This window comes from Lactobacillus sp. OTU4228, assembly GCF_001006945.1.
GTDB classification, from domain to species: Bacteria; Bacillota; Bacilli; order Lactobacillales; family Lactobacillaceae; genus Lactobacillus; species Lactobacillus amylovorus.
On record NZ_CDLD01000012.1, the window covers coordinates 186,130 to 210,717 of the forward strand.

Genomic DNA, 24,588 nt, shown 5'->3' on the forward strand with positions numbered 1-24,588 from the left:
ATTTTTCACCTCTATTTTTGTTGATTATCTTTAATAAATTGATTAAGAATATAGGCTACTCCATCTTCATTATTATTCTTGGTGGTAACTTGAGCGATGTCTTTTATTAAAGGAATCGCATTGCCCATTGCTACGCCGACACCTGCTGCGCGAATCATGCTTTCATCGTTTAGATTATCTCCAATAGCGGCGATTTCGTCTTTTTTAATATTTTTCAATTTGGCATAATCCAGCAATGCCAGCCCCTTTTGTGCCTCGTCCGCATTAATTTCAATATTTGAAGATGAGCTAGAGGTAATAACTAGGTCGCCTAATTCGGCGATTTCTTTTTTTACATCGGCAAAAGCTTCGTGTCCGCGTGAATCAAAAGCAATAAATTTCATCACTTCGATTTCGGGATCAGCCAGCAATTCCGTAAAACTAGGAACCTGCTTCATATTCATAATTATTTTATTACCGGCAGAAATTGTGACGGCTTGACGGAAGTCGAGAAGAGGATTTAAATCAACCATCAAGTGCGCTACATTAGTAATTCGTTGCTCTAAGTTTTCACTATAAACTTGATTTTCGGTAACGACTTCAAAGTAAAATCCAGCCTTATGAAGGAGGTTAACAATTTGGATGGCCTTCTGAGTAGGGATACTGTGTTTGACCATTAATTGACCTGCTTCGTTAAATACTAGAGCACCATTTAGGTTGATAAAGCCAGTATGCAAATTTGCATCTCTTAAAATAGAACGTGATTCACGTGGGGCGCGACCCGTCGCAATCAGAAATTCAATTCCATTATTTTGTGCATTTTTCACAGCTTGAGCATTTGCTTCTGAAACGGTCATATTTGAATTAAAAAGAGTACCATCTAAATCGCAAGCAACTAATTTGATCATAAATTTCCTCCCAATTACTGTTAAATTAATGATACCATAAAGAGGATTAGAAAAGAGGGTGTAAGACTTGGCTAAAGAATTAATTGGCAATGATTGGGATCAAGTATTAGATCCAGTCTTTGCAAGTGAGAAATATCACGAACTTCATAACTTTCTAAGAGAAGAATACTCTACTAAGCAAATTTATCCTGACATGTATCATATATTCACAGCTTTCAAATTAACTCCCTTTGCTAAAACAAAGGTAGTCATTTTGGGACAAGATCCATACCATAATCCTGGACAGGCAAATGGGATGAGTTTTTCTGTCATGCCAGGTACACCACTTCCGCCATCACTTAAAAACATCTATAAAGAACTTTATGATGATGTTGGTGCACAGCCAGTTAACCATGGTTATTTGAAAAAATGGGCAGATCAAGGCGTATTGCTTTTGAATGCCGTTTTGACCGTACCATATGGACACGCAAATGGCCATCAAGGTAAAGGCTGGGAAGATGTCACAGATACGGCAATTAAGGCGTTAAGTGAACGTGGCAAGGTGGTTTTCATCTTATGGGGCAGATTTGCGCAAAACAAAATCCCATTAATTGATCAAAGTAAGAACTTTATTATAAAATCATCTCATCCGAGTCCATTTTCGGCTGATCGTGGATTCTTTGGCTCAAGACCATTTTCACGTTGTAATGCGGCATTAGTTAAATTTGGTGAGACACCGATTGATTGGCAATTGCCAAAAACTGTAAGTAAATCAGACATAGCATAAAAGAGGTATTAAAATGAGCGTATTTTCATTATTTAAAAAACAAGTTGAAGCAGCACCAGAAAAAAAGAGAATCGTTTTTCCAGAAAGTGACGATCTTAGAGTTTTAACTGCAGTATCAAATTTGAATAAAGATGGCATTATCGAACCAATTTTAATTGGTAAAAAAGAAGATGTTGAAAAGTTAGCTGCAGACAACAATTTAGATATTGAAGGCGTAAAGATTTATGATCAAAACAATTACGCTGATTTAGACGAAATGGCTGAAGCTTTTGTTAAGGCTAGAAGAAAGGATACCAGCATTGCTGAAGCTAAAGCCAAGTTGGCAAAAGGCAATTACTTTGGCACTATGCTGGTAAAAATGGGCCTAGCTGATGGGATGGTATCAGGTGCGGCTCATTCAACTGCTAACACTGTTTTACCTGCTTTACAACTTATTCACGCTGCTAAGGGGATGCACAGAGTATCAGGAGCCTTCGTTATGGAAAAAGGCGATGAAAGATATATCTTTGCCGACTGTGCAATTAATATCAATCCTGATGAAGAAACTTTAGCTGAAATTGGCTATCAATCAGCATTGACCGCTAAGATGGCAGATATTGATCCTAAGGTTGCCTTTTTAAGCTTTTCAACTAAAGGTTCCGCCGAAGGCCCAATGGTAGATAAGGTTCATGATGCAGCTGCCATGTTCCAAAAAGATCACCCAGAAATCCCTGGTGATGGTGAATTACAATTTGATGCCGCATTTGTTCCTGCTGTTGGTGAAAAGAAGGCTCCAGGTTCAAAGGTTGCTGGTCATGCAAATGTCTTTGTTTTCCCAGAACTTCAATCAGGTAACATTGCCTATAAGATGGTTCAACGTCTTGGTGGCTTTACTGCTGTTGGCCCAATTTTACAAGGACTTGCTGCTCCAGTAAATGACTTGTCTCGTGGCTGCAGTGAACAAGATATCTATGACTTGGCAATTGTTACCGCAGCTCAAGCTCTAGCAAAGGATGAAAATTAATGACAAAATTAGAGATTAATTCTGCTGAGGATATGCAAAAATTAGGTGCTTCTTTGGCCAAAACTGCTAAACCACATGATTTGTTATTGCTAAATGGTGATTTAGGAGCTGGTAAAACTACTATGACTCAAGGATTGGGACGTGAGCTTGGGATTCATCGCCCAGTAAAAAGCCCAACTTTTACCATTGTCCGTGAATACCGTGAAGCTAAGATGCCGCTTTTTCATATGGACTTTTACCGTTTGGAAAATGATGATTTATCTTCAATCGATTTGGAAGGTTACTTAGCAGAACCTGGCTTGGTAGTCATTGAATGGCCACAATTGGTAATGAATGATTTGCCAGATGAATTTTTGCAATTGACGATTACCAGAGTTGATGATAGTTGGGACTCAACCAAGCGTGTGGTTGAATTCAATGCCCATGGTAAGCGTAACAAAGAATGGGTTAAAGACGCATTAGCAGAATATAATAGATAATAGGATTGCTAAAAAAGATCTTGAATAAGTATTAGTGTTACTTGTTCAAGATCTTTTTGTGTAATAAATTAGTTATTATTTATTTCTCTTGCGATTAATTGTAATAAATCCTCACTTTGATTACATGAACCTGAACGATCAAGAAAACCGTGATCCATTCCTTTGTAGAAGACTTCTTCTACATTTTTACCGGCCTGACGTAATTTTTAGGCATACTTTGTAAATAATAGTCAAATTCTGCTTCGATAATAGTAATATCTAGAAATTTGCTAAAGTCATGCGAATAAACAGGACTGATTAAAAGATTTTCGACATTCTCAATGCCAGGATAAAGCAAACGAATGACATTATTAACATAAATAATTTTGTTTAGACGAGCGTGAATAAAAGGTTCATCGGTGGGATCCATGTCATAATCAGAATATTGCCAATGATAAATTGTCTTGCTAGTGTCAGTAATATCTATAGCTGCATACATTGGAAAAAGATGACGAATTTGATGCTTGTTGTCTGTTAAACCGCAGGCAGCGTAAAGCTCACCACCAGCACTATCGCCGGTCATATAAATTTGTGTATCATTAAAACCAATTTTATTTTGGTGAGTCATAATCCAATCAATCGAATTTTTAATATCAAGATAGGCACCTGGAAATGGAGTTTCTGGAGCTAACCGATATGCTCATGAAACAATGATAAAGTCACCTGCATCTGCTAAATATCTACATCGAGGATTGAAACTATCAAGTGTTCCAGCATAAAAGCCCTCGCCATGAACAAAAATTAGACATTTGTCATTAGTTCTTTCAGGTGTGTAAATTCGAGCAGGAATAGCATGATTATCTAATGGAATTAAAATATCATTTTCTGCAACTCTTAAATTATCAGTTTTAATTTCAGGATAGCCACCACGCATAGACTTGAAGTCCAGGTTGTCTAACGTAACGGGATGTTCAATATTCTTTTCACTATAAAGATGATTAGGATCTAGCCTTGCTTTAACTTTAGGATCAAGTAATCCAGTTTTATCACCATAAATCGTATTTTTTATAATCATGAAATGCTTCTTTCTAAATTTGATAAATTAAATTCTTGATAGCTTCATCGCCGAATTGCTTTTCTTGATTAATCAAAATACCTGCACAGGCTTCGCTGTCACTTAGAGCGTTATGGTGATGCCATAATTCAACATCAAGTGCGTCAGATACCGTATCTAATTTATGGTTAGGTAATTCCGGTTCAAATTTTTTGCTAGTTGCCAAAGTATCGATTACTAAATAATGCGGCTCAGAAATATTATAGCGAGCCAAACTTTGGCGCATGACATTAGTATCAAATCTAGCATTGTGAGCTGCCACGAGCATGCCGGGTTGATATAGTCCTTTGATTTTAGGCCAAACTTCAGCCATAGTTGGGGCATTTTTAACATCCTCCGCTGTAATTTGGTGTACTTGAATGTTACGTGCATCAAACGGCATTTGTGGATTAATTACCGTGTAAAAACGGTCAACGATTTCAGTATTTCTAACCATAACTAAGGCGAGTGAGCAGGCACTTTCAGGATAATGGTTAGCTGTTTCGAAGTCCATTGCAATAAAGTTCATAAGATTCTCCTTTTGAAAAAGTATAACATTTTTAATGATGAAGCTAGGCCTTTTATGCGGTAAAATAAAACAAGAAACAAAACTAGGAGGCAAAATTGTGGAATTACTTGATTTAAAAGAGCAAGGAATTGATATTAAAGAGCAAATTCCATTAAGTAGATATACTTTTACCAAAACTGGTGGTGCGGCTGAATATTTAGCCTTTCCTAAAAGTACTGAAGAAGTGGAAAAATTAGTAAAAGTTACTCGTGAAAATAAAATTCCATTAACAATTATTGGTAATGCCTCGAATTTAATCATTCGCGATGGCGGAATTGATGGCTTAGTTATAATTTTAACTGACTTAAAAAAGATTGAAGTAAAAGGTAATAAGGTAACTGCTGATGCTGGTGCAAGAATTATCGATACAGCATTTACAGCAGCTCATCATGGTTTAAGTGGCATGGAATTTGCGGCAGGAATTCCTGGCAGCATTGGCGGCGGTGTGTTCATGAATGCTGGTGCCTATGGCGGTGAAATGCAAGAAGTTGTAGAGAGCGTTAAGGTTTTAACGCGCGATGGCGAATTAAAGACATACTCTAATGAGGAAATGGAATTTTCATACCGTCATTCATTGGTGCAAGATAATGGCGATATCGTTTTAAGTGCAACCTTTAGTTTGAAGCCAGGCGACAAGCTCGAGATCTTGGACCACATGCATTATTTGAATGCCTTGCGTCAATATAAGCAGCCACTCGAATATCCTTCATGTGGTAGCGTATTTAAGCGTCCAACAGGACACTTCGTAGGTCCAATGATTATTAAAGCAGGACTGCAAGGTAAACAAATTGGTGGTGCGCAAGACTCAACTAAGCATGCCGGATTTATTGTCAATAAGGGTGGCGCCACTGCAACGGATTACCTTAATTTAATTCACCTTATTCAAAAGACAATTAAAGAAAAGTTCGATATAGATTTACATACCGAAGTTCGTATTATCGGTAAGGAAAAATAGAATAGATTACGAGACAAGCTACAGGCTGCAAAGCTTGTAGCTATTTTTTATGGGGATGGAAATGGATATTATTAAGTTAAAGCATATTACCAAACAATATGACGATGGTTTTGTTGCACTTAAGGATATAAATTTAACAATTGAATCAGGTAAGTTTTATTCATTACTTGGTCCCAGCGGGTCAGGCAAATCCACTATCTTACGGATTATTGCCGGATTTACTCAACCGACTGACGGAAAAGTTTATTTTGATGGGAAAGACATTACTAATCTTGATGCGGCAAAACGGCACATCAACACCGTCTTTCAGAATTACGCGCTTTTTCCGCATTTAAATGTTTTTGAGAACGTTGCCTTTGGTTTAAAAATAAAAAAGAAGCCGATGAATGAAATTAAACCGGCTGTCAAAGATGCTCTGCATATGGTACGGCTGGACGGTTACGCAAACCGTGAAATTTCTGAACTTAGTGGTGGTCAGCAGCAGCGTGTAGCCATTGCGCGGGCAATAGTCAATGAACCTAAGGTGCTTTTACTTGATGAATCATTATCTGCTTTAGATAAAAGATTGCGTAAGGATATGCAGTTTGAGTTAAGAGCGATTCAAAAGAAGCTGGGTATTACCTTCATTTTTGTTACGCACGATCAGGAAGAGGCTCTTTCGATGAGTGATGAGATTTTTGTCTTAAATGATGGCGAAATTCAGCAAAGTGGTAGTCCTGTAGCTATTTATGATGAACCGGTTAATGATTTTGTCGCTCGTTTTATTGGGGATTCAAATATTTTATCTGGTCGGATGATCAAAGACTATGAAGTAGAATTTGCCAATAATAAATTTAAATGTGCAGATGGTGGGATCAAGCCTAATGAAAAAGTGGAGGTCGTAATTCGACCAGAAGACTTAGATATCGTTGATCCTGAAAAGGGCAAGATTGTAGTTACTGCACAAACGCAATTGTTTTTAGGGGATCACTTCGAAATTAAGGCAATTGATGCTGATGAAAACGAATGGCTGATTCATTCAACTAATGGCGTAAAACTGGGACAAAGAATAGGCTTATTCTTTGATCCAGAAGATATCCATGTAATGCGTCTCAATGAAAGCCAAGCAGACTTTGATGCCAGAATTGAGAAATACGAGGGGGATGAAAATGAAGACTAGGAAAGCTCTATTCTTGATTCCTTATTTGATGTGGATCATCCTGTTTGTTATTTTGCCAATTCTGTTGATCTTATGGTATTCATTCACGGATAGCAACAGAAGTTTTACTTTGAATAATTATGCCGCATTCTTTAGGAATAGTACCTTTTTGCGCATGATGCTTAATTCGTTCTGGTATGCGTTGTTGATAACTTTGATTACTTTACTAATATCTTATCCAGCGGCATATTTTTTAACCAAAATGAAAAATCAACAGTTATGGCTGCTGCTGATCATTTTGCCAACTTGGATTAATTTGCTTCTTAAGGCATATGCGTTTATTGGAATTTTAGGTAACAACGGCCTAGTTAATAAATTTCTACAGTTGTTTGGGATTGGACCGGTAAATATTCTCTTTACGGATTTTGCTTTTATTTTTGTAGCAACCTACATTGAAATTCCATTTATGATTTTGCCAATTTTTAATGCGATTAAAGAGATTGATCCGGCCGTTATTCAAGCCTCAGAAGATTTGGGTGCCAGTCGTTGGCAAACATTTACATACGTATTGTGGCCACTATCTCGTCCAGGCGTAGAAAGCGGTGTTCAGGCGATTTTTATCCCATCGCTATCTTTGTTCATGCTCACCAGATTAATCGGTGGTAACCGTGTTATTACCTTAGGTACGGCAATTGAAGAGTATTTCATGACCACCATGAACTGGAATATGGGTGCGACGATTGGCGTAATTTTGATTGTATTGATGGTAATTGCCATGCTCATTACCAGTAGAAAAGCTAGAAGAAAGAAGGTTGACTTATGAGAAACAGACATTTAATTGCTAGAGTCTACCTATCTTTGACACTAGTTTTGCTCTACGTTCCTATCTTTTATTTGATCTACTTTTCTTTTTCTAGTGGAAAGAACATGAATAAATTTGAGCATTTTACTTTTGCTCATTATCAAACGCTTTTTCAAGATAATCGTTTGTTGGCTATCTTTTTGGAAACAATTTTGTTAGCACTTCTTTCTAGTTTAATTGCAACGATCATTGGTACTTTTGGTGCAATTGCGATTAATGGTATGAGAAAAGAAGCACACAGAAAAACCACTTTAGCATTAAATAATGTGTTGATGGTATCGCCAGATGTAATTATTGGTGCCAGCTTTTTGATCTTCTTTACTGCACTGGGTATTGGCTTAAACTTTGGCTCAGTTTTGCTCAGTCACATTGCGTTTTCAATTCCAATTGTAGTGTTGATGGTTCTGCCGCGACTTAATGAAATGGATACCTCTTTAATTGATGCGGCACGAGATTTAGGTGCCAACTCCTGGCAGGTATTTAGCAACGTGCTCATTCCGGCAATTATGCCAGGAATTTTTTCAGGCATGTTCATGGCATTGACATATTCGCTAGACGACTTTGCGGTAACGTTCTTTGTTACTGGTAACGGCTTTTCAACTTTGTCTGTAGAAATTTATTCAAGAGCGCGCCAAGGGATCGATCTAGAAATCAATGCTTTAAGTACGGTGATGTTTTTATTCGTATTACTTTTGGTAGGAACTTATTACTTTATCACCACTAAAAAGAGCAGACGCAAGAATCATAGAGTGATAGGAGGATTGGTCAAATGAAAAAGATTTTCATTGCAATCATTTCAATTCTCTTAGTTTGCTTAGGTCTTGCTGGTCTGGCTCATCACTTAGAAAAACCGGCTGCCGGAGGAAAAGGCCAAAGCTTAATCATTTATAATTGGGGTGATTATCTAGACCCTAAGCTGATCAAGAAATTTGAGAAGCAATCTGGTTATCATGTGGTTTATGAAACATTTGATTCTAACGAAGCGATGTACACTAAGATTAAACAAGGTGGTACCGCATACGATTTGACCATTCCATCTGAATATATGGTTACCAAGATGCGTAAAGCTCACTTGCTTGATCGATTAGATAAGCAAAAAATTCCTAATATGAAATATATTGGCAAAAACTTTTTGCATAAATCATTTGATGCAGAAAATGACTATTCAGTACCATATTTCTGGGGTACTTTAGGAATCGTCTACAATGATAAATTTGTCAAAAAAGGTGCAATTAAAACTTGGAATGATCTTTGGTCAAAGAAATATCGTCATCAGATCTTGCTAGTTGATTCAGCTAGGGATGCAATGGGTATGTCACTAGTATCATTAGGCTATTCAATGAATACGACTAGCAGCATGAAACTGAATTTAGCCCAAACTAAATTGGACGGATTAGGTCCTAATATTAAGGCGATTATTTCGGATGAAATGCGAATGTACATGATCCAAAATGAGGCTGCAATTGGTGTTACCTGGTCAGGGGAAGCGCACGAAATGATGGAAAGCAATCACCATTTGCATTATGTAGTGCCAAAAGAGGGATCAAATTTGTGGTTTGATAACTTCGTTGTTCCTAAAACGGCTAAAAATAAAAAGGCCGCTTATGAGTTTATTAACTTCATGCTAGAGCCAAAGAATGCAGCACAAAATGCCAAGTATGTTGGCTATGCTACTCCAAACGTAGCTGCTCAAAAATTGTTGCCTAAGTATATTAGAGAAGATCGTCAATTTTACCCTGATCAAACTACGTTGCGTCACTTGCAAGTCTTTAAAGATTTAGGTCCAAAAAAGACGCAAGAATATAATGATCTATTTTTAGAATTTAAAATGTATGCACGATAAAAGAGGTTAGTTATAATTAAAGAAGAAAGGAGTTTTCAATGCATTTTGATGTTTCTAATCTATTTACATGGAACAACCTGTCGATAGCGTTAGATGTATTAATCATTTGGTATTTGGTATACCGCTTGATTATGATGATTCGCGGTACCAAGGCAGTGCAACTAGCTAAAGGTATTGCTTTCATTTTCATCGTTAGAATTGTAGCAGGATTACTCCAGCTGCGTGCCGTAACCTATATCGTCGATCAGATTGTTTCGTGGGCGGTAATCGGAATTATTGTCATCTTCCAGCCTGAAATTCGTAGAGGGCTGGAGCGTTTAGGTCGAACTCCAATTTTTAATGGACGAGGCGAAAGTCCACATGATCAATCAGTAAGAATGGTCAAAGAATTGGATAAAGCCATTCAATATATGTCCAAAAGAAGAATTGGTGCTTTGATCACAATTCAACAGGACACAGGATTGGATGATTATATTGAAACCGGGATTAAGCTGGATGCAGATATTACGGGAGAATTATTAATCAATATTTTTATTCCAAATACTCCTCTGCATGATGGTGCGGTAATTATCAACAATAATCGCATCGCCGTAGCTGCTGCCTATTTGCCTTTGTCCGACAACAGTATGATTCCTAAGCGATTGGGAACAAGACACAGGGCTGCCGTCGGGATTTCAGAAGTAACGGACGCTGTTACTATCGTTGTTTCTGAAGAAACTGGTGGCGTAACTATTACTAAGAATGGTCGTTTTCTTTTAGACCTTTCACGAGATGAATATCTGAAGTACCTCAATGCGCAATTGGTTCCTAAGGAAGAAAAGAAGATTCCTTGGTACAAGCGTGTAATTAACAAAGTTTGGAAATGGGGTGCAGACCGATGAAAGATTTTTGGAATAACCGTTGGTTTATTAAAGTGGTCTCACTACTATTTGCAATTTTATTGGTAATTTATATTGACTCAACGCAAACTGGTTTTGTAACGCAAGGCGAACCGAGAAAAACAAGGGAAACAGCCAATGAAACTCAAACAATCAGTGTACCTTTGCAAGTTTCAATTGATACAGACAAGTATTATGTTGTTGGCTATCCAGAAAAAGTGAAGATCACTTTGGAAGGATCTAATGCATTAGTTACTTCAACGGTTAACACGCAGAGTTTCAGAGCCTACATCGATTTGACTCATAGAAAAATAGGCAAGCAGACCGTTAAGGTGCAAGTTACTGGACTTAATAGTCAATTATCATATACGATTAATCCGGCAACGGTTAATGTGGATATTGAACAAAGAAAATCCCGTACCATGCCAGTTCAAATAGAGTATAATAAAAATGCTGTTGCAAATGGATATAATATTGGCAAGCCCACAGTTGATCCACAAAAAGTGGAGGTAACCGGTGCTAAGGGCGAAGTAAACCAAATTGATCAAATTGTTGCTAAGCTTCCGCTTCCTAATGGTATTAATCACACTTATGAAAGACAAGTGATTTTGGTTGCTGAGGATAATAAGGGAAGACAATTAAATGCGGTCATTACTCCTTCGACTGCAACTGCAAAACTTCCTGTTTCACTATCTAAGAAAACTGTTAAATTGAATCTAAGACCTAAGAATGAAAAGAATAATAAGGTCTATTCCGTAACGGCTAAAAGAGATCAGGTAACTTTATATGGGCAAAAATCCGTTTTAGCGAAAATCAATCAGCTAAATGTGGACGTCGATTTAAAGGGTATTGATTCGTCAACTGTAAGAAATTATCCTTTGGTATTGCCTAAGGGAGTTGCAAGAGCTGATCCTGCGGAAGTACAAATATCCATTAAGGTTAAAAACTCAAGCAATTAATAAAATAGCAAGAAAGGTTGTTTATTAGATGTTAAAATATTTTGGAACTGATGGTGTTCGTGGCGTAGCAAATCAAGGCTTGACTCCAGAAATGGCCTTTAAATTAGGTCGTGACGGTGGTTACGTTTTAACCAAGAACAAAAAAGATGGTGAACAAGCTAAGGTATTAGTTTCTCGCGATACTCGTATTTCTGGTCAAATGCTTGAATACGCACTTATTTCAGGTCTTCTTTCAGTAGGTATTGAAGTTCTTGAAGTTGGCGTAATTACCACTCCAGGTCTTTCATACTTGGTTCGTGCACAAGGTGCAGATGCTGGTGTGCAAATTTCTGCTTCTCACAACCCAGTTGAAGACAACGGTATTAAGTTCTTTGGTAGCGATGGTTTGAAGCTTTCAGATGAAATGGAAGGCGAAATAGAAAAATTAATCGATGCTAAAGAAGACAAACTTCCTCGTCCATCTGCTGAAGGTTTAGGTACTGTTACTGACTTCCACGAAGGTAGTGCTAAGTACTTACAATTTATTGAAAACACTATTCCAGAAGACTTAGGCGGCATTAAGGTTGTTATTGATGGTGCCAACGGTGCTTCAAGTGCTCTTATTTCAAGATTGTTTGCTGACTGTGGCGTTGACTTTACTACTATTTACACTCATCCAAATGGTTTGAACATTAACGACCACTGTGGTGCTACTCACACCGAAAACTTGCAAAAAGAAGTTGTTAAGCAAGGTGCACAACTTGGTTTAGCCTTTGACGGTGATGCCGACCGTTGTATCGCTGTCGACGAAAATGGTAACGAAGTTGACGGTGACCACATTATGTACGTAATCGGTTCATACTTAGCTGAACACGGTCGTCTTAAGAAGGATACTATCGTTACTACTGTAATGAGTAACCTTGGATTTACTAAGGCTCTTGAAAAGGAAGGGCTTAAGAATGTTCGTACCCAAGTTGGTGACCGTTACGTTTCAGAAGAAATGCGTGCACATGGTTACAACCTTGGTGGTGAACAATCAGGTCACGTTATTATGAGCGACTACCACAACACCGGTGATGGTATGCTTACTGGTCTTCACTTGATGCTAGTAATGAAGAAGACTGGCAAGTCATTGAGCGAACTTTTGAAAGACTTCAAGGACTACCCACAATGCTTAGTAAACGTTCCGGTTGCTGACAAGAAGAATTGGAAGAAGCACCAACCAATCCTTGATGTAATTGCTGAAGTAGAAAAAGACATGGACGGCAATGGTCGTGTACTTGTTCGTCCTTCAGGTACTCAAGCTCTTCTTAGAGTTATGGCAGAAGGCCCAACTCAAGAAGAAACCGATGAATACGTAAACCGTATCGTTAAGGTTGTTGAAAAAGAAATGGGTACTAAATAATTAAACAAAATACCTGTGAATAAAAAGTCGTGAGTTAGCTCACGGCTTTTTGTATAATTAAAGATGTGTGATTTTTAAAAGGTCGAGGGGGAATAGAAATGGCAATTAAAATAATCGCGGTTGATCTAGACGGAACTTTATTATCAAGTGGAAATCTTATTTTGCCTGAGACAGAAAGAGTTTTGCGAGTTGCCTCTGAAAATGGCATTAAAGTTGTCTTGGCCACTGGTAGACCTCTTTCAGGTACTTTGCCATTTACACAGCAATTAGGATTATCTGGTGATGATCAGTATGCCATCGTGTTTAACGGAGCAGTGGTTCAAAGTCTTTCCGGTCGTGTATTAATGAGTCAAGAACTTGACTATCAAGACTTTAATAATATGCTTCGTTTCCAACGTTTAAGTCATGTTGATGTACATTTTGAAACTACCAAGTATTTCTTAACCTGCGACCGTGATTTATCTGTCCAAATGCAAATCAATGCGGCTTTGACTAATAACGTACTTAAGGTTAGAGAGCGCAAAGAAATTCCACAAGATTTTACTTTCAATAAAGTGGGCTTCACTTCTGTTGAAGGTAGCGACCAAGTGGATAAATTATGGAACAGCTTGCCATCATGGGCATTTGATTCTTATGATATCGTACGTAGTTTTGATAGTATTATCGAATTAAATGCATTGGGTGCTTCCAAAGGTAATGCATTAATGGACCTAGCCTCACGTCTTAAAGTTAACCAAAAAGATGTCATGGTATTTGGCGATCAAGGCAACGATTTGTCGATGTTTGAAAATCCTAACTTCATGAAAATTGCGATGGGCAATGCAATTAGTGATATTAAAGAAAAAGCAGATTATGTGACTGATGATAACGATCATAATGGTATTGCTAAGGCGATTAAGAAGTTTGTATTGTAAACAGAAGCAGGTATAAAATGATTAAATTAATTGCGGTCGACATGGATGGCACTCTTTTACAATCAAATAATCAGATTGGCGAAGAGACCAAACAGGCCTTAAAAAAAGCGGATGAAGCTGGAATAAAGGTTGTACCTGCATCTGGTAGACCGCTGCCTGGAGTTATTCCTTACATGGGAGAACTAGCGATAAATGGCGATGACAACTATGCGGTACTCTATAATGGTGGCTTAGTTCAATCTATTTCGGGTAATGTCTTAATTAGTCATCAATTCGATTATGATGAATTTAGAAAGTTTATTCAGCTGCAAAAGCAAAATCCAGGCGTGAACCTTCATTTTATGAAGGAACATGATTATTGGACGCTAGACAGACGATTATCTACTAAAATGGCTAAAATGTCTGCTGTCAGTGGAGCGCCTTTTGTGGTTAAGGATTTTGATGAAGTTCCAGCAGATTTTCAGTTTATTAAGGCTGAATATACTGGACCAAAAAATAAATTAGATAGATTGGAACAGAATATTCCTGAGTGGCTAAAGGATTATAATGTTGCACGTAGTGATCCAATGATTTTAGAGATCAATAAGCGTGAAGCCTCAAAGGGTCGAGGCGTTCATCAATTAGCACAAAAATTGGGCATTAAAGATGATGAAGTCATGATTTTTGGTGACCAGGGCAATGATATGTCCATGTTTAAGAATCCTGATTTTAAGAAGGTTGCCATGGGCAACGCAATTGATGAAATTAAGGAAAAAGCGGATTTCGTTACCAAGAGTAATGATGAAGCTGGTATAGCCTATGCAATTGATAAATTTATTTTTTAAATGTTAGAAAAGAACATTAGATGAAGAATATGAAAAAGATTATTTTGCGTGTACTTATGGTAATCTGTACAGCGGTTTCCTTTTTCTTGTTGTTAACGAGCGTAATCAGTTTAAAAATTAATGATACGCAAGCGATGGGGAAAGCAGTCATAAATCGAGTCGTAGCTGATTCAGATAATCCTAATTTAAAAGATGGGGTTAGGTTCTTAGAGGCGTCTGGATTAGAGCAAACGCTGTTAAAGCAACTGCCTAAAAAATATCAGGTAGAAATGTCTTATGCAGACTTATATCGAGCATGCGAAAAATATAATGAACAAGGCAAACTGACGCCTAAAGATCTTAATTTATCTAGTAAAACCAAGCTGGAAGAAATAATTAATGAATATATGGTCAAGCAAATCAACCATAAATTAAAGGAAAAATCCGACGAAGTCTATCACGCAATTTCTATTTATGAGTATTCAATCTTCGTGGTTGCATTATTGTTCCTTTTGGCAGCGATTCTAATTGCTTTTGGTCGCGCGTCAGCGCCGGTTCCACTCGCAATAGCATCAGTTGGTTCATTTATGGCCCTGTGGATTGCCGCAAATGATATTACAACTGTACTGCAGGCTAACGTATATAGCGGTCTTAGAGTAACCTTGTCTCAAGGCGTTTGGATTGGTTTGATATTTGGTTTAGCAACTACCATATTATGGCCGATTCTTTTAAAAGTAACGAAAGAAGTGAAAGTTAAGAAATGAAAAAAATTCTCTTTGTTTGTCATGGCAATATCTGTCGTTCACCTATGGCAGAAGCAATTATGCAATATCTAATCAAGCAAAATGGGTTAGAAGATCAGTATGTTGCTGAATCAAAGGCGACGACACAAGATGCATTGGGTAGAGGAATTGATCCACGTGCTCAACGAGAACTTGAAAAGAATAGAATGCCTTATGACCGTGGCCATCGTGCCAGTCAAATGACAGCAAAAGATTACGATGAATATGAATATTTAATTTGTATGGATGAAGAAAACTTCGCTGATATGAATCGAATTACCGGTGGGGATGCGCAAAGAAAAGAGCATAAGCTATTGGAATTCGCTGGTTCATATGACGATGTTGATGATCCTTGGTATACCAATGATTTTGATACGGCATATCAAGAGATTTATAAGGGATGCGAAGGATTAATCAAAAAGCTAAAGGAGGATAAATAAAAGGATGAGCTTTGCTCATCTTTTTATTTTTTGGCGATCAAACGAACGACATTTTCGGTAGTACGTTCAACATTTTGCGGCCCATCTTTTAAAGCTTGATCAATATTTTCGGCCTTGGCCAAAATACCAAAGATAGCGGTGAATCCTTTGTCATAGAGATGATCAATTCCTTTACCAATATAACCGGCAAGTGAGATAACTGGGACGTCATATTTTTTAGCAATTTGAGCCACACCGTATGGTGTTTTACCGAATTGAGTTTGGAAATCAGTTCCGCCTTCACCTGTAAAAACATAGTCGGCTTCTTTTATTTTTTCAGCTAGGTGTACTTCATTGGCAACTAGCTTAACGCCAGGATAGATTTTGGCATGAGTAAAGGCCAACAGACCGGCACCTAAACCGCCAGCTGCACCGCTACCAGGAGTTTGTGCTATATTTTGACCAATAATTTTTGCGTAGTGACTTAAATTTTCATCCAACTCTTTAGCTGTTGCTTGGTCCGCACCTTTTTGGGGACCGAAGACATAAGAGGCACCATTCGTTCCTGTCAGAGGATTGGTTACATCGCTAGCGAGCAAAAACTTAGTCTTTTTGATTTTGGGGTTAATATCTATCGTGTCAATTCTGGTAATTTGTTTTAAATCGCCGCCACCTAATTTTTGAGTAATTTCGTGATCATTATGGTCAAAGAATTTAACACCAATTGCTTGGGCCATGCCGCTACCACCATCATTAGTGCTACTGCCGCCAAGGCCAATGATGACTCGCGTAACATCGTGCTTTAAAGCAGCATTGATTAATTCACCGGTACCAAAAGTAGTAGTTTTTTTAATAGTTGCAGGAGTTCTCTTATCCTGTGGCACATAGGAAAGGCCGCTGGCTTCTGCCATTTCAATGATTGCAGTCTTTTGATCACCCAAAATGCCATAATGAGCTGTTACTGGTGTACCTAATGGTTCGGTAACTTTAACCGCATATTTTTGACCGTTAGTGGCATCAATTAGAGAATCCATTGTGCCTTCACCGCCGTCAGCCATGGGAACCGAAATAATTTTTGCGTCTGGCAATACTTTTCTAATGCCATTTTCCATTGCCTGACAAACTTCTTTAGCTGTCATGCTTTCCTTGAATGAATCGGGTGCTAGTACGAATTTCATTATTGTCCTCACTTCTTTTTATTTAATTTTACGTCATTTTGCTTTTTTAACAAAATATTGTTGATACCGCTTACAAAATTGGCTATTATAATAACTGTAAGTGAGCGGATTACTGATTCGATCAGGTCTAAGCTACTACAGTAAGATAGTATACGTTTAGTGTATAGTCTTATTTGTAGTAGCTTTTTTTATAGCTCAGATGATTAAGGGTGATTCGTGATGAAATTTCTAAAAGCATTTAATAATAGTGCTGCTTTAGTAGAGGATGATGGCACAGAAAAGATAGTTCTAGGTAAAGGATTTGGTTTTGGTCTTAAAAAAAGGTCAAGATGTTGATCAATCGAAAATTGAACGCTGTTTTGTGACAACTGAGCAGTCAGATGAAGTAGAACAAGTTAAGGAGTTTACAGCTCAAACAATTGATGTAACTAATCAAATTGTGAAGCTAGTTGAACCGCTTCTACAAACTAAATTTTCTGATTATCAATACTTAGCCTTAGCCGATCATATTGATTTTGCTGTAACCAGAATTAATGATCATATTGATATCGACCCGGCAAATAATGACTGGGAGGTTAAGAAGTTGTTCCCCAAGGAATATGCAATTTCAAAAAAGTAATCGCGTTAATCAACAGAGAGCTCAACGTTAAATCACCAAAAGTGAAACGACATTTATAACATATCACTTAGTTAACGCAGCCTCTGACGACGCGCAAGTCCAGGAAACAATGCAGATCACTAATTTGATCAGCGGCATTATTAGTATTATTCAGTTCCAATATAAACTTACTCTAGATACGAATTCTTTTAACTATAGCCGTTTTATCACACACTTACGGATACTATTAGTTAGGTTGCTTAGAAATCACCCGAATCCAAATTAAAAGCTAGATCCTTCATTATTATCGTTTATGAAAATCAAATATAATAAAGCCTACGATACGGCAGAACGAATTGCGACTTACTTACATTCGAAGATGGGCTGGACATTAGATTCAGACGATAAATTTTATTTGGTGTTGCACATCTTTAGAGTGACATCAAGACAAGAAAAATAATATCTATTAACTTAGGTATGTTACTAAGAGAATTAGGCATGAACCCAAGTTACTGAAAGACGTTGAACACTATTTGTGTTCTCTAGTTTTTAAGTAGCTTGGGTTTTTATTTTGAGGAGAAAGAGTCATGGCTAAGAACTATGATCAATTAGCTAAAACCATCATTAAAGATGTTGGTGGTAAAGATAATGTTAATAGCGTAGTGCACTGTGCTACACGTTTACGTTTTAAATTAAAAGATGAAAAAAAGGCTGACGATGATGCCATAAAGAACACTGATGGTGTTGTAACAGTTGTTAAAGCTGGTGGGCAATATCAAGTGGTTATCGGAAATGAAGTTGCCGATGTTTATGATGCTGTATTAAAAGAAGGTGGCTTTTCAGGTGGCGGTGAAGTGCCTGATGACTATGGCGAAGATGATAACTCTAGTTTTGCTGATAAAGCCGTTTCGTTAATTTCAGGAATCTTTACTGATATCCTAGCTTCACTTAGTGCCGGTGGTATTATCAAAGGTTGCTGCGGCTATGAGCTGGCTTTCAACAAAATCCGGCGCATATCAAATTTTGTACGCAATCGGTGATAGTATTTTCTACTTTTTACCAATTTTCTTGGGTGTAACTGCTGCTAGAAGATTCCACATGAATCAATTCATTTTGCTTCACAAATTCACACAACATTCTTTGGCATTCCAGTAATCACAATGAACTACACTTCAACTGTGTTACCAGTTTTATTCGCAGTTTGGTTTGCTTCAATGTATTGAACATTGGTCAAAGAAGTGGATTCCATCTGTTGTACAAATGTTCTTAGTACCTGTAGTTACTATGTTAATTACCTTGCCAATTGCCTTTATTGTAATAGGTCCTGTAATGACCTGGGTTGGAGATGCGATTGGTGCTGTAATGTCAGGTATCTACCACTTTAGTCCAATTGTTGCTGGTTTATTTCTTGGTGGACTTTGGCAAGTATTGGTTATCTTCGGTGTTCACTGGGGTATCGTTGACGTAACTACGGCTGATTTGGCTGCTCTTGGTTATGACCCAATTTTAGGGATGACCTGCATGGTCTGCTACGCACAAATTGGTGTTGTTTTAGCAATCATTAAACAAACCAAAGACAAGAAACTTAAGGAAACTGCTACTGGTGCATTCTTCTCAGGTCTCTTTGGTGTAACTGAACCAGCTATTTATGGTATTACCTTACCAAGAAAACGTCCATTTGTTTTAAGTTGTATTGGTGGTGCGGTTTCTGGTGCAATCATTGGTGCTTTCCACTCAGTTTTATATATTTTACCTTCAATGGGATTCTTTGCAATTCCTGCCTACATTAACCCTAAGGGTGGTTCAATGACTCAAATTATCGGTGTAATTATTGCCGGTGTAGTTGCATTTATCGTTGGTTTCACATTACAAATGATCTTTGGTAAGAAATCAGTTGACGCAGAATATGATAAAAAGCAAAGCGAAAAAGAAAAAGTAAATGAAACTTTAAAGGCAACTCCAGGAGTTGCTACCTCAACTTTAGTTAGTCCAGAAAATGGTAAAATTATGCCACTTTCAGAAGTTAAAGATGATGTATTTTCAAGTGGCGCAATGGGCAAAGGTGTTGCTATTGAACCAACTGATGGTGTACTTCATGCACCTGCAGACGGTAAGATTATTATGACCTTTGAAACTGGTCATGCAATCGGTATGAAGACTAAGACCGGTGCAGAAATCCTAATGCATATTGGGATGGATACAGTTAACCTTCAAGGTAAAGGTTTTGATACTTTAGTTAAGAAAGATCAAGAAGTTAAAGACGGCGAACCATTAGTTAAGTTTGATATTGATTTGATTAAAAAAGCTGGCTATCCTGTAACAACTCCTATGGTAGTTACTAACTCAAAGGACTTTGATGATATTAAGCAAATTGCTCAAGGCGATGTAAAGGTTGGTCAAGCTATCCTTGAACTTAAAGCTCCTGAAGTAGCAGATGCAGCTGTCTCTGTAAATGGTCAAGTTCAATTGAATTAACAACTTTTTGCAAAAGTAATCGCTTTCAGATAAGATAAGTGTTAAGTAATAAATAGATAAAAAGATAGAAAAGAGTGTAAGTATGTCATTTCCAAAGAACTTTTTATGGGGCGGTGCAACTGCTGCTAACCAAATCGAAGGTGCCTACGATGAAGACGGTAAGGGCTTATCTGTAACAGACATTACGACTGCCGGTAGTTTAGATCATCCTAGAATGTTGACTTATAAGTTAAATGGTAAACTTGGCAAGATCCCGGGCCTTCCTGGTGCTGGTCTACCAGAAGGTGCTGTTGGTGCCATTGATCCTAACGAATATTACCCTAACCACGTAGCGATTGATTTTTACCACCACTACAAAGAAGACATTAAGATGTTCGCTGAAATGGGCTTTAAGACATTCCGTCTTTCGATTGCCTGGACAAGAATCTTTCCAAAGGGTGATGAAGAAAAGCCAAATCAAGCAGGGTTAGACTTTTACCGCCGCGTCTTTGAAGAATGCAAGAAATACGATATTGAACCTTTAGTTACTATTTCTCACTATGAAGATCCGCTTTATTTGAGTGAAAAGTATCATGACTGGCAAGATCGTAAGATGATCGACATGTATGTCAAGTACGCTAAAGTTTTGTTTAAAGAATACAAGGGCTTAGTCAAATACTGGCTAACATTCAATGAAATTAATACTGCAGTAATGATGCTAGACATGTTTGGCAACAAGAACGATTCTGATGAGGCCTACCAACATGCATATCAAAAATTGCACTACCAATTTGTTGCGAGTGCTCGTGCAGTTAAGGCAGCCCATGAAATCGATCCAAACTATGTAGTAGGTAATATGATCTGTGGTATCGTTGATTACCCATTGACTCCAGATCCTCAAGATGTCTTGAAGTGCCGTCATGATTGGGAAAAGAACATCTTCTACTGTGGTGATGTTCAATGTAAAGGTAAATATCCAACTTTTGCTAAACGTCTTTGGGATGAACATAATGTTCACCTTGATATTACTGATCAAGACCGTAAGGACTTGGCGGAAGGTAAAGTTGATATGTACACTTTCTCTTACTACATGTCCAACGTTGTAACTACTCATGAAGTAAAGGACAAGGTAGGCGGCAACTTCGCAGCTGGCGCCAAGAACCCATACTTGAAATATTCAGAATGGGGCTGGGCAACTGACCCAACTGGTTTACAATACTACCTTGAAGTTATTTATGATCGTTACGAAATTCCAGTAATGGTAGTTGAAAATGGTTTGGGTGCTGTTGATAAAGTGACTGCTGATGGCAAGATCCATGATGATTACCGGATTGATTACTTGCGCCAACACATTGAAGCAATGCAAAAGGCCATTGATGATGGCGTTGATTTGATCGGCTACACCACTTGGGGCTGTATCGATTTGGTTTCTGCAGGTACTGGTCAAATGTCTAAGCGTTATGGCTTTATCTATGTAGACCGTGACGATAACGGAAATGGTTCACTTAAGAGAATTCCTAAGGATTCATTCTATTGGTACAAGAAGGTTATCGAGTCTCACGGTGAAGATTTAGACTAATAAGATAACTAAAATAAAAAGAGATGACTTGATTATTTCTTTTTTGTATAGGCAATAATTGTGAAAAATGCCAATATACCATATGAAATTCAAAAGTGTATAATTAATTCTATATTATTTTATATAGGAGTTGACATTTTGAATAGAAAACACAAAAAAGTTTGGTGGATAGTAGGGATAGTTGTTGCAGTCCTGGTCGTCTTAATTGGAGTAGGAGAAGCATACTTTTTCAATGTTGCTTTTGTACCAGGTGAAAAAAGCGTGTTAAATAAATATTCCAGCAAGCAAAAGAAGGATCCGTTAGCACAAAATAAGAAATGGTATGCTAAAGCTAAAAAAGAACACTTGTATATGAAATCTGCTTCTTCAAATTATCGTCTTGATGCCAATTATATTCCAGAAAAGAATTCAAATAAGACTGCAGTCTTGTTGCATGGATTTGGCAACAATAAAGACATAATGGCACCATATGCAGCAATGTTTCATCAACTAGGCTACAATGTTTTAATTCCAGATGCTCGTGCTCATGGTCAAAGTCAGGGTAAATATATTGGTTATGGTTGGCCTGAAAAGTACGACGTTCGAAAATGGGTTAAAAAGGACTTAGCTAAAAAGGGTAAAAAACAGAAAATCGTGATCTTCGGTGTAAGTATGGGTGGCGCGACTGCTATGATGACAAGTGGTATCAAGATGCCTAAACAAGTTAAAGCTTATGTTGAAGACTGTGGTTATTCGAGTGTTAAATCTGAATTCTTGTATGAAGCGAAAGATTTATACAATATGCCTAGCGCAGTTGCTAGTGGTGCGGTTGATCTCTTAAGCGGGATAAGTAAAGCTAACCTTGGCTTTTATTTAGGGGATGCATCTGCAGTTAACCAACTCAAGAAGAATAAACAACCAATGCTGTTTATTCATGGCGGTAAGGATAACTTTGTACCAACTAAGATGGTCTATCAAAATTATCAGGCAAAAAATGGTCCTAAGGAATTATGGATTGCTAAAAAAGCAGCACATGCGCGTTCATTTGAAACTTATCCGCAAGAATATAAAGCTCATGTAGCTAAGTTTTTGAATAAATATATTTAGAAAATAAAAAATCATTAGATCAAGATGATCTAATGATTTTTTTATCTATTCTATTTATTATTTAGTAGCGTTTTGTGGTTTTCTGCGACCAACGAGCCAAGTAGCAATCAGGGCAACAATAGCTTCAATAATAATCATTGCGATTCTCATAGGAATCTTGGTACTACCAAGCCATACGTCAAGAATAATAGAACCGATAATGATAATTCCCATCCAAATCCATTGCGATCTGTCAAAGGCAATACCGTATTCCTCTTCACGACGTCTGATGCCCGGTAAAATGGCACCCAAACCGATTAAGACAATTACGGCGACAATGTTGATAATCAATTCGTACCACCAAAGACCGCTACCATGCTTAACGTCTTGTGGGGCAAAACCAAGGATAGTTGCTACAGCGGTAACGACTAACAAGGCAAGACCGACAAGCCAAGCAAGTTTATCATTTTTAATGTAAACATATTTTGATGGGTATTTCTTAGAGTTCTTTCTCACTCTCATGAATGAGTAGAAGATCCAGCAGGTTACACCTGGTGAAACGATTGAGTTCAAATTAAGCAACCAGTTGAAGATATCGTTCATGTCAGGTAAGAAAATACCTAAAATCATGATGAATGATGAAAGGGCAACAGTTAAGATGTAACCATTAATTGGTAAGCCGTTCTTATCCTTTTTACGTAAGAACTTAGGCATGTACTTGTCACCGGTGTCTGAGATAAGCATTCTAGTCATGGCATCAAGCAATACGGCAACCAAGGCACAGTTGAACAATAATGATGTCCAAGCCCAGAGGTAAAGCAAGAATTTACCCATACCGAATTGTTTACCAACCATGTCGAATACGTAGTAAGCACCGTTCATCTTCAAGTCGTTTGGAATGTGGTATGCGTCAAAGTAGATACCAAGTGCAAATGAACCAAGGATAGTTAAGAAAGCAGTCATGATAGCTAAAGTAATCATTGCCTTAGGGAAGTCTGACTTAGGTTTCTTCATCTTAGTTACATATGGTGCAACCAGTTCACACCCGTTCATGGCATAGATTAACATTCCGACGGTTGACCAGTAGTGCAAGTCGAATTTAGGAATGATTGTGTGCCAAGTAAATGGTTGGGTAGCCATGTGACCGCCTGATTTTGCCAAACCAACAAAGGCAAGGAAAACAAACAAGACAGTCATAATGACCATCAAACCACCACCAATACTGGAAAGGAATTCCATTGAGTTGGCAAAGTGGTGTTCAACGATAATGAAAACAATGAACACAACGAAAGTCAAAGCAGCAAACATGGTAGTAGGAATTTTATCTTGGAATCCCTTTGAACCGGTCAATGCCCAACCTAGGTCGACAATGATTTCGTTAGCGGAGTCTACAGCATAAGGAATTGAGGCTGCCCAGTATGTCCAAGCAGTAAAGTAGCCTAAAAATTCTCCGTCAGTACCGCGGACCCATGATGAAAGTCCACCACCTTCTTCACTAAACGTAGAACCTAATTGTCCTACCATTAATGAGTAAGGTGTTACATAAAGCAAACACATGATAATCCAAGAGGTGATAACTGGCATCCCTTGGTTTTGGAAGTTGTACATGATATCGTCCAAGCCGATAACAGTACAAAGTGCCATCAAGGTCAAAACAGGCCAAGTGATGGCTTTCATTTTATTTGTTGAAGTTAAATCGTCCAAGTATTTTTCATCCTTCTCTATATCTAAATCTAAAACTTATTTACTCCCGCTAAATAACAGAAGAAATTACTGGCGATTTATTTTTGAATTTTTCGCGCATTCGAACTCCTCTCCTATTACAACTATAAATTTTACCTACTAATTACTATTAGGACCAGTGTAAAACGCTTTCTATTTTGCATTTAACACTTTACTTATTTAATATAAGTACGCATAATAAAACTAACAAAAAGTAAGAGGCACAAAAATGAAAGTGAAAGGGGAGGATGCTAATGAACGCACAAATTATTGCAATCGG

General features: G+C 37.7%; 23 protein-coding genes and 2 pseudogenes. 19 read left to right on the plus strand and 6 right to left on the minus strand.

Translation table 11 applies throughout. From position 1 onward, the window contains the following. Positions 1 to 11: 11 nt before the first annotated feature. On the minus strand, positions 12 to 887 hold the full coding sequence (locus tag BN1206_RS03180) for a Cof-type HAD-IIB family hydrolase (RefSeq protein WP_052542904.1): 876 nt from the start codon (positions 885 to 887) through the stop codon (positions 12 to 14). A 67-nt stretch (positions 888 to 954) separates the two neighbouring features. Between BN1206_RS03180 and BN1206_RS03185 the strand changes: the two genes are divergently transcribed. The 3 genes from BN1206_RS03185 to tsaE are packed head-to-tail and all read left to right on the plus strand — an operon-like array spanning position 955 to position 3,135. Next, a complete protein-coding gene (locus BN1206_RS03185; RefSeq protein WP_013641676.1) occupies positions 955 to 1,653 on the plus strand; it encodes a uracil-DNA glycosylase in 699 nt (232 codons plus the stop codon). Positions 1,654 to 1,666: 13 nt separating this feature from the next. Further along, complete coding sequence (pta, locus tag BN1206_RS03190; RefSeq protein ID WP_014565682.1) at positions 1,667 to 2,656, plus strand: phosphate acetyltransferase; 990 nt, start codon at positions 1,667 to 1,669, stop codon at positions 2,654 to 2,656. Next, the gene (gene tsaE / locus BN1206_RS03195) at positions 2,656 to 3,135 is read left to right on the plus strand and encodes a tRNA (adenosine(37)-N6)-threonylcarbamoyltransferase complex ATPase subunit type 1 TsaE (RefSeq protein WP_013437511.1); all 480 of its coding nucleotides are present in this window, start codon (positions 2,656 to 2,658) and stop codon (positions 3,133 to 3,135) included. The genes pta and tsaE overlap by 1 nt, the downstream gene beginning before the upstream one ends. 178 nt (positions 3,136 to 3,313) lie before the next feature. Here the strand turns inward: tsaE and BN1206_RS03200 are convergent, their stop codons facing one another. From BN1206_RS03200 to BN1206_RS03210, 3 genes are read right to left on the minus strand one after another with little or no spacing between them, the layout of a single operon-like run. Beyond that, positions 3,314 to 3,766: an alpha/beta hydrolase fold domain-containing protein gene (locus BN1206_RS03200; RefSeq protein WP_369792928.1), complete on the minus strand. Its 453-nt coding sequence runs from the start codon at positions 3,764 to 3,766 to the stop codon at positions 3,314 to 3,316. A 48-nt stretch (positions 3,767 to 3,814) separates the two neighbouring features. Next, positions 3,815 to 4,189, minus strand: a complete 375-nt coding sequence (locus BN1206_RS03205) for an alpha/beta hydrolase family protein (RefSeq protein WP_052542905.1) — start codon at positions 4,187 to 4,189, stop codon at positions 3,815 to 3,817. Positions 4,190 to 4,202: 13 nt separating this feature from the next. Further along, complete coding sequence (locus BN1206_RS03210; RefSeq protein WP_013641681.1) at positions 4,203 to 4,736, minus strand: 3'-5' exonuclease; 534 nt, start codon at positions 4,734 to 4,736, stop codon at positions 4,203 to 4,205. Positions 4,737 to 4,833: 97 nt separating this feature from the next. On the opposite strand from BN1206_RS03210, the gene murB reads away from it, so the two are divergent. The 12 genes from murB (at position 4,834) to BN1206_RS03270 (ending at position 15,733) form a co-directional block, all read left to right on the plus strand. Next, positions 4,834 to 5,730: a UDP-N-acetylmuramate dehydrogenase gene (gene murB / locus BN1206_RS03215; protein WP_013641682.1), complete on the plus strand. Its 897-nt coding sequence runs from the start codon at positions 4,834 to 4,836 to the stop codon at positions 5,728 to 5,730. Positions 5,731 to 5,791: 61 nt separating this feature from the next. Further along, positions 5,792 to 6,889: an ABC transporter ATP-binding protein gene (locus BN1206_RS03220; RefSeq protein WP_013641683.1), complete on the plus strand. Its 1,098-nt coding sequence runs from the start codon at positions 5,792 to 5,794 to the stop codon at positions 6,887 to 6,889. Then, a complete protein-coding gene (locus BN1206_RS03225) occupies positions 6,879 to 7,691 on the plus strand; it encodes an ABC transporter permease (RefSeq protein ID WP_013437518.1) in 813 nt (270 codons plus the stop codon). Before BN1206_RS03220 ends, BN1206_RS03225 begins: the two co-directional genes overlap by 11 nt. Beyond that, positions 7,688 to 8,503 carry an ABC transporter permease gene (locus tag BN1206_RS03230; RefSeq protein ID WP_013641684.1) on the plus strand — a complete coding sequence of 272 codons (816 nt, stop codon included), beginning with the start codon at positions 7,688 to 7,690 and terminating at the stop codon, positions 8,501 to 8,503. The genes BN1206_RS03225 and BN1206_RS03230 overlap by 4 nt, the downstream gene beginning before the upstream one ends. After that, positions 8,500 to 9,573: an ABC transporter substrate-binding protein gene (locus BN1206_RS03235; protein ID WP_052542906.1), complete on the plus strand. Its 1,074-nt coding sequence runs from the start codon at positions 8,500 to 8,502 to the stop codon at positions 9,571 to 9,573. The genes BN1206_RS03230 and BN1206_RS03235 overlap by 4 nt, the downstream gene beginning before the upstream one ends. 38 nt (positions 9,574 to 9,611) lie before the next feature. Continuing rightward, positions 9,612 to 10,454 (plus strand): diadenylate cyclase CdaA, encoded by an 843-nt coding sequence (gene cdaA / locus BN1206_RS03240; protein WP_013437521.1) that lies wholly within the window; start codon positions 9,612 to 9,614, stop codon positions 10,452 to 10,454. Continuing rightward, positions 10,451 to 11,410 (plus strand): CdaR family protein, encoded by a 960-nt coding sequence (locus BN1206_RS03245; RefSeq protein WP_013437522.1) that lies wholly within the window; start codon positions 10,451 to 10,453, stop codon positions 11,408 to 11,410. The genes cdaA and BN1206_RS03245 overlap by 4 nt, the downstream gene beginning before the upstream one ends. Positions 11,411 to 11,438: 28 nt before the next feature. Then, entirely contained in the window at positions 11,439 to 12,794 is a 1,356-nt protein-coding gene (gene glmM / locus BN1206_RS03250) for a phosphoglucosamine mutase (protein WP_052542907.1), read from the plus strand. 98 nt (positions 12,795 to 12,892) lie between these two features. After that, positions 12,893 to 13,708, plus strand: a complete 816-nt coding sequence (locus BN1206_RS03255) for a Cof-type HAD-IIB family hydrolase (protein WP_013437524.1) — start codon at positions 12,893 to 12,895, stop codon at positions 13,706 to 13,708. A 17-nt stretch (positions 13,709 to 13,725) separates the two neighbouring features. After that, positions 13,726 to 14,532, plus strand: coding sequence for a Cof-type HAD-IIB family hydrolase (locus BN1206_RS03260; RefSeq protein WP_013437525.1), 807 nt, complete (start codon positions 13,726 to 13,728; stop codon positions 14,530 to 14,532). Between the two features lie 20 nt (positions 14,533 to 14,552). Then, positions 14,553 to 15,275 carry a hypothetical protein gene (locus tag BN1206_RS03265; RefSeq protein ID WP_013437526.1) on the plus strand — a complete coding sequence of 241 codons (723 nt, stop codon included), beginning with the start codon at positions 14,553 to 14,555 and terminating at the stop codon, positions 15,273 to 15,275. Then, positions 15,272 to 15,733 (plus strand): low molecular weight protein-tyrosine-phosphatase, encoded by a 462-nt coding sequence (locus BN1206_RS03270; RefSeq protein WP_013641689.1) that lies wholly within the window; start codon positions 15,272 to 15,274, stop codon positions 15,731 to 15,733. Before BN1206_RS03265 ends, BN1206_RS03270 begins: the two co-directional genes overlap by 4 nt. 23 nt (positions 15,734 to 15,756) lie before the next feature. Here BN1206_RS03270 and BN1206_RS03275 read toward each other — a convergent pair whose 3' ends face one another. After that, positions 15,757 to 16,890 (minus strand): glycerate kinase family protein, encoded by a 1,134-nt coding sequence (locus BN1206_RS03275; protein WP_013437528.1) that lies wholly within the window; start codon positions 16,888 to 16,890, stop codon positions 15,757 to 15,759. Between the two features lie 219 nt (positions 16,891 to 17,109). Here BN1206_RS03275 and BN1206_RS09710 point away from each other — a divergent pair. From BN1206_RS09710 to BN1206_RS03295, 4 genes and pseudogenes are all read left to right on the plus strand, one after another. Then, positions 17,110 to 17,948: pseudogene (locus BN1206_RS09710) on the plus strand (PRD domain-containing protein). A 127-nt stretch (positions 17,949 to 18,075) separates the two neighbouring features. Continuing rightward, positions 18,076 to 19,963, plus strand: a pseudogene (locus tag BN1206_RS03285) (beta-glucoside-specific PTS transporter subunit IIABC). 82 nt (positions 19,964 to 20,045) lie between these two features. Continuing rightward, positions 20,046 to 21,521, plus strand: coding sequence for a glycoside hydrolase family 1 protein (locus BN1206_RS03290; protein WP_014565690.1), 1,476 nt, complete (start codon positions 20,046 to 20,048; stop codon positions 21,519 to 21,521). A gap of 138 nt (positions 21,522 to 21,659) precedes the next feature. Next, entirely contained in the window at positions 21,660 to 22,607 is a 948-nt protein-coding gene (locus BN1206_RS03295) for an alpha/beta hydrolase (RefSeq protein WP_052542908.1), read from the plus strand. A gap of 57 nt (positions 22,608 to 22,664) precedes the next feature. Here the strand turns inward: BN1206_RS03295 and BN1206_RS03300 are convergent, their stop codons facing one another. Further along, on the minus strand, positions 22,665 to 24,290 hold the full coding sequence (locus BN1206_RS03300) for an APC family permease (protein ID WP_013437534.1): 1,626 nt from the start codon (positions 24,288 to 24,290) through the stop codon (positions 22,665 to 22,667). Positions 24,291 to 24,588: the final 298 nt, after the last annotated feature.

Excerpts from the sequence above, each read along its gene's own strand:
- BN1206_RS03180 (WP_052542904.1), bottom strand. The coding sequence starts at position 887 with ATGATCAAATTAGTTGCTTGCGATTTAGATGGTACTCTTTTTAATTCA.
- pta (WP_014565682.1), top strand. The coding sequence starts at position 1,667 with ATGAGCGTATTTTCATTATTTAAAAAACAAGTTGAAGCAGCACCAGAA.
- tsaE (WP_013437511.1), top strand. The coding sequence starts at position 2,656 with ATGACAAAATTAGAGATTAATTCTGCTGAGGATATGCAAAAATTAGGT.
- BN1206_RS03205 (WP_052542905.1), bottom strand. The coding sequence starts at position 4,189 with ATGATTATAAAAAATACGATTTATGGTGATAAAACTGGATTACTTGAT.
- BN1206_RS03210 (WP_013641681.1), bottom strand. The coding sequence starts at position 4,736 with ATGAACTTTATTGCAATGGACTTCGAAACAGCTAACCATTATCCTGAA.
- BN1206_RS03220 (WP_013641683.1), top strand. The coding sequence starts at position 5,792 with ATGGATATTATTAAGTTAAAGCATATTACCAAACAATATGACGATGGT.
- BN1206_RS03225 (WP_013437518.1), top strand. The coding sequence starts at position 6,879 with ATGAAGACTAGGAAAGCTCTATTCTTGATTCCTTATTTGATGTGGATC.
- BN1206_RS03230 (WP_013641684.1), top strand. The coding sequence starts at position 7,688 with ATGAGAAACAGACATTTAATTGCTAGAGTCTACCTATCTTTGACACTA.
- BN1206_RS03235 (WP_052542906.1), top strand. The coding sequence starts at position 8,500 with ATGAAAAAGATTTTCATTGCAATCATTTCAATTCTCTTAGTTTGCTTA.
- cdaA (WP_013437521.1), top strand. The coding sequence starts at position 9,612 with ATGCATTTTGATGTTTCTAATCTATTTACATGGAACAACCTGTCGATA.
- BN1206_RS03245 (WP_013437522.1), top strand. The coding sequence starts at position 10,451 with ATGAAAGATTTTTGGAATAACCGTTGGTTTATTAAAGTGGTCTCACTA.
- glmM (WP_052542907.1), top strand. The coding sequence starts at position 11,439 with ATGTTAAAATATTTTGGAACTGATGGTGTTCGTGGCGTAGCAAATCAA.
- BN1206_RS03255 (WP_013437524.1), top strand. The coding sequence starts at position 12,893 with ATGGCAATTAAAATAATCGCGGTTGATCTAGACGGAACTTTATTATCA.
- BN1206_RS03260 (WP_013437525.1), top strand. The coding sequence starts at position 13,726 with ATGATTAAATTAATTGCGGTCGACATGGATGGCACTCTTTTACAATCA.
- BN1206_RS03265 (WP_013437526.1), top strand. The coding sequence starts at position 14,553 with ATGAAGAATATGAAAAAGATTATTTTGCGTGTACTTATGGTAATCTGT.
- BN1206_RS03270 (WP_013641689.1), top strand. The coding sequence starts at position 15,272 with ATGAAAAAAATTCTCTTTGTTTGTCATGGCAATATCTGTCGTTCACCT.
- BN1206_RS03275 (WP_013437528.1), bottom strand. The coding sequence starts at position 16,890 with ATGAAATTCGTACTAGCACCCGATTCATTCAAGGAAAGCATGACAGCT.
- BN1206_RS03290 (WP_014565690.1), top strand. The coding sequence starts at position 20,046 with ATGTCATTTCCAAAGAACTTTTTATGGGGCGGTGCAACTGCTGCTAAC.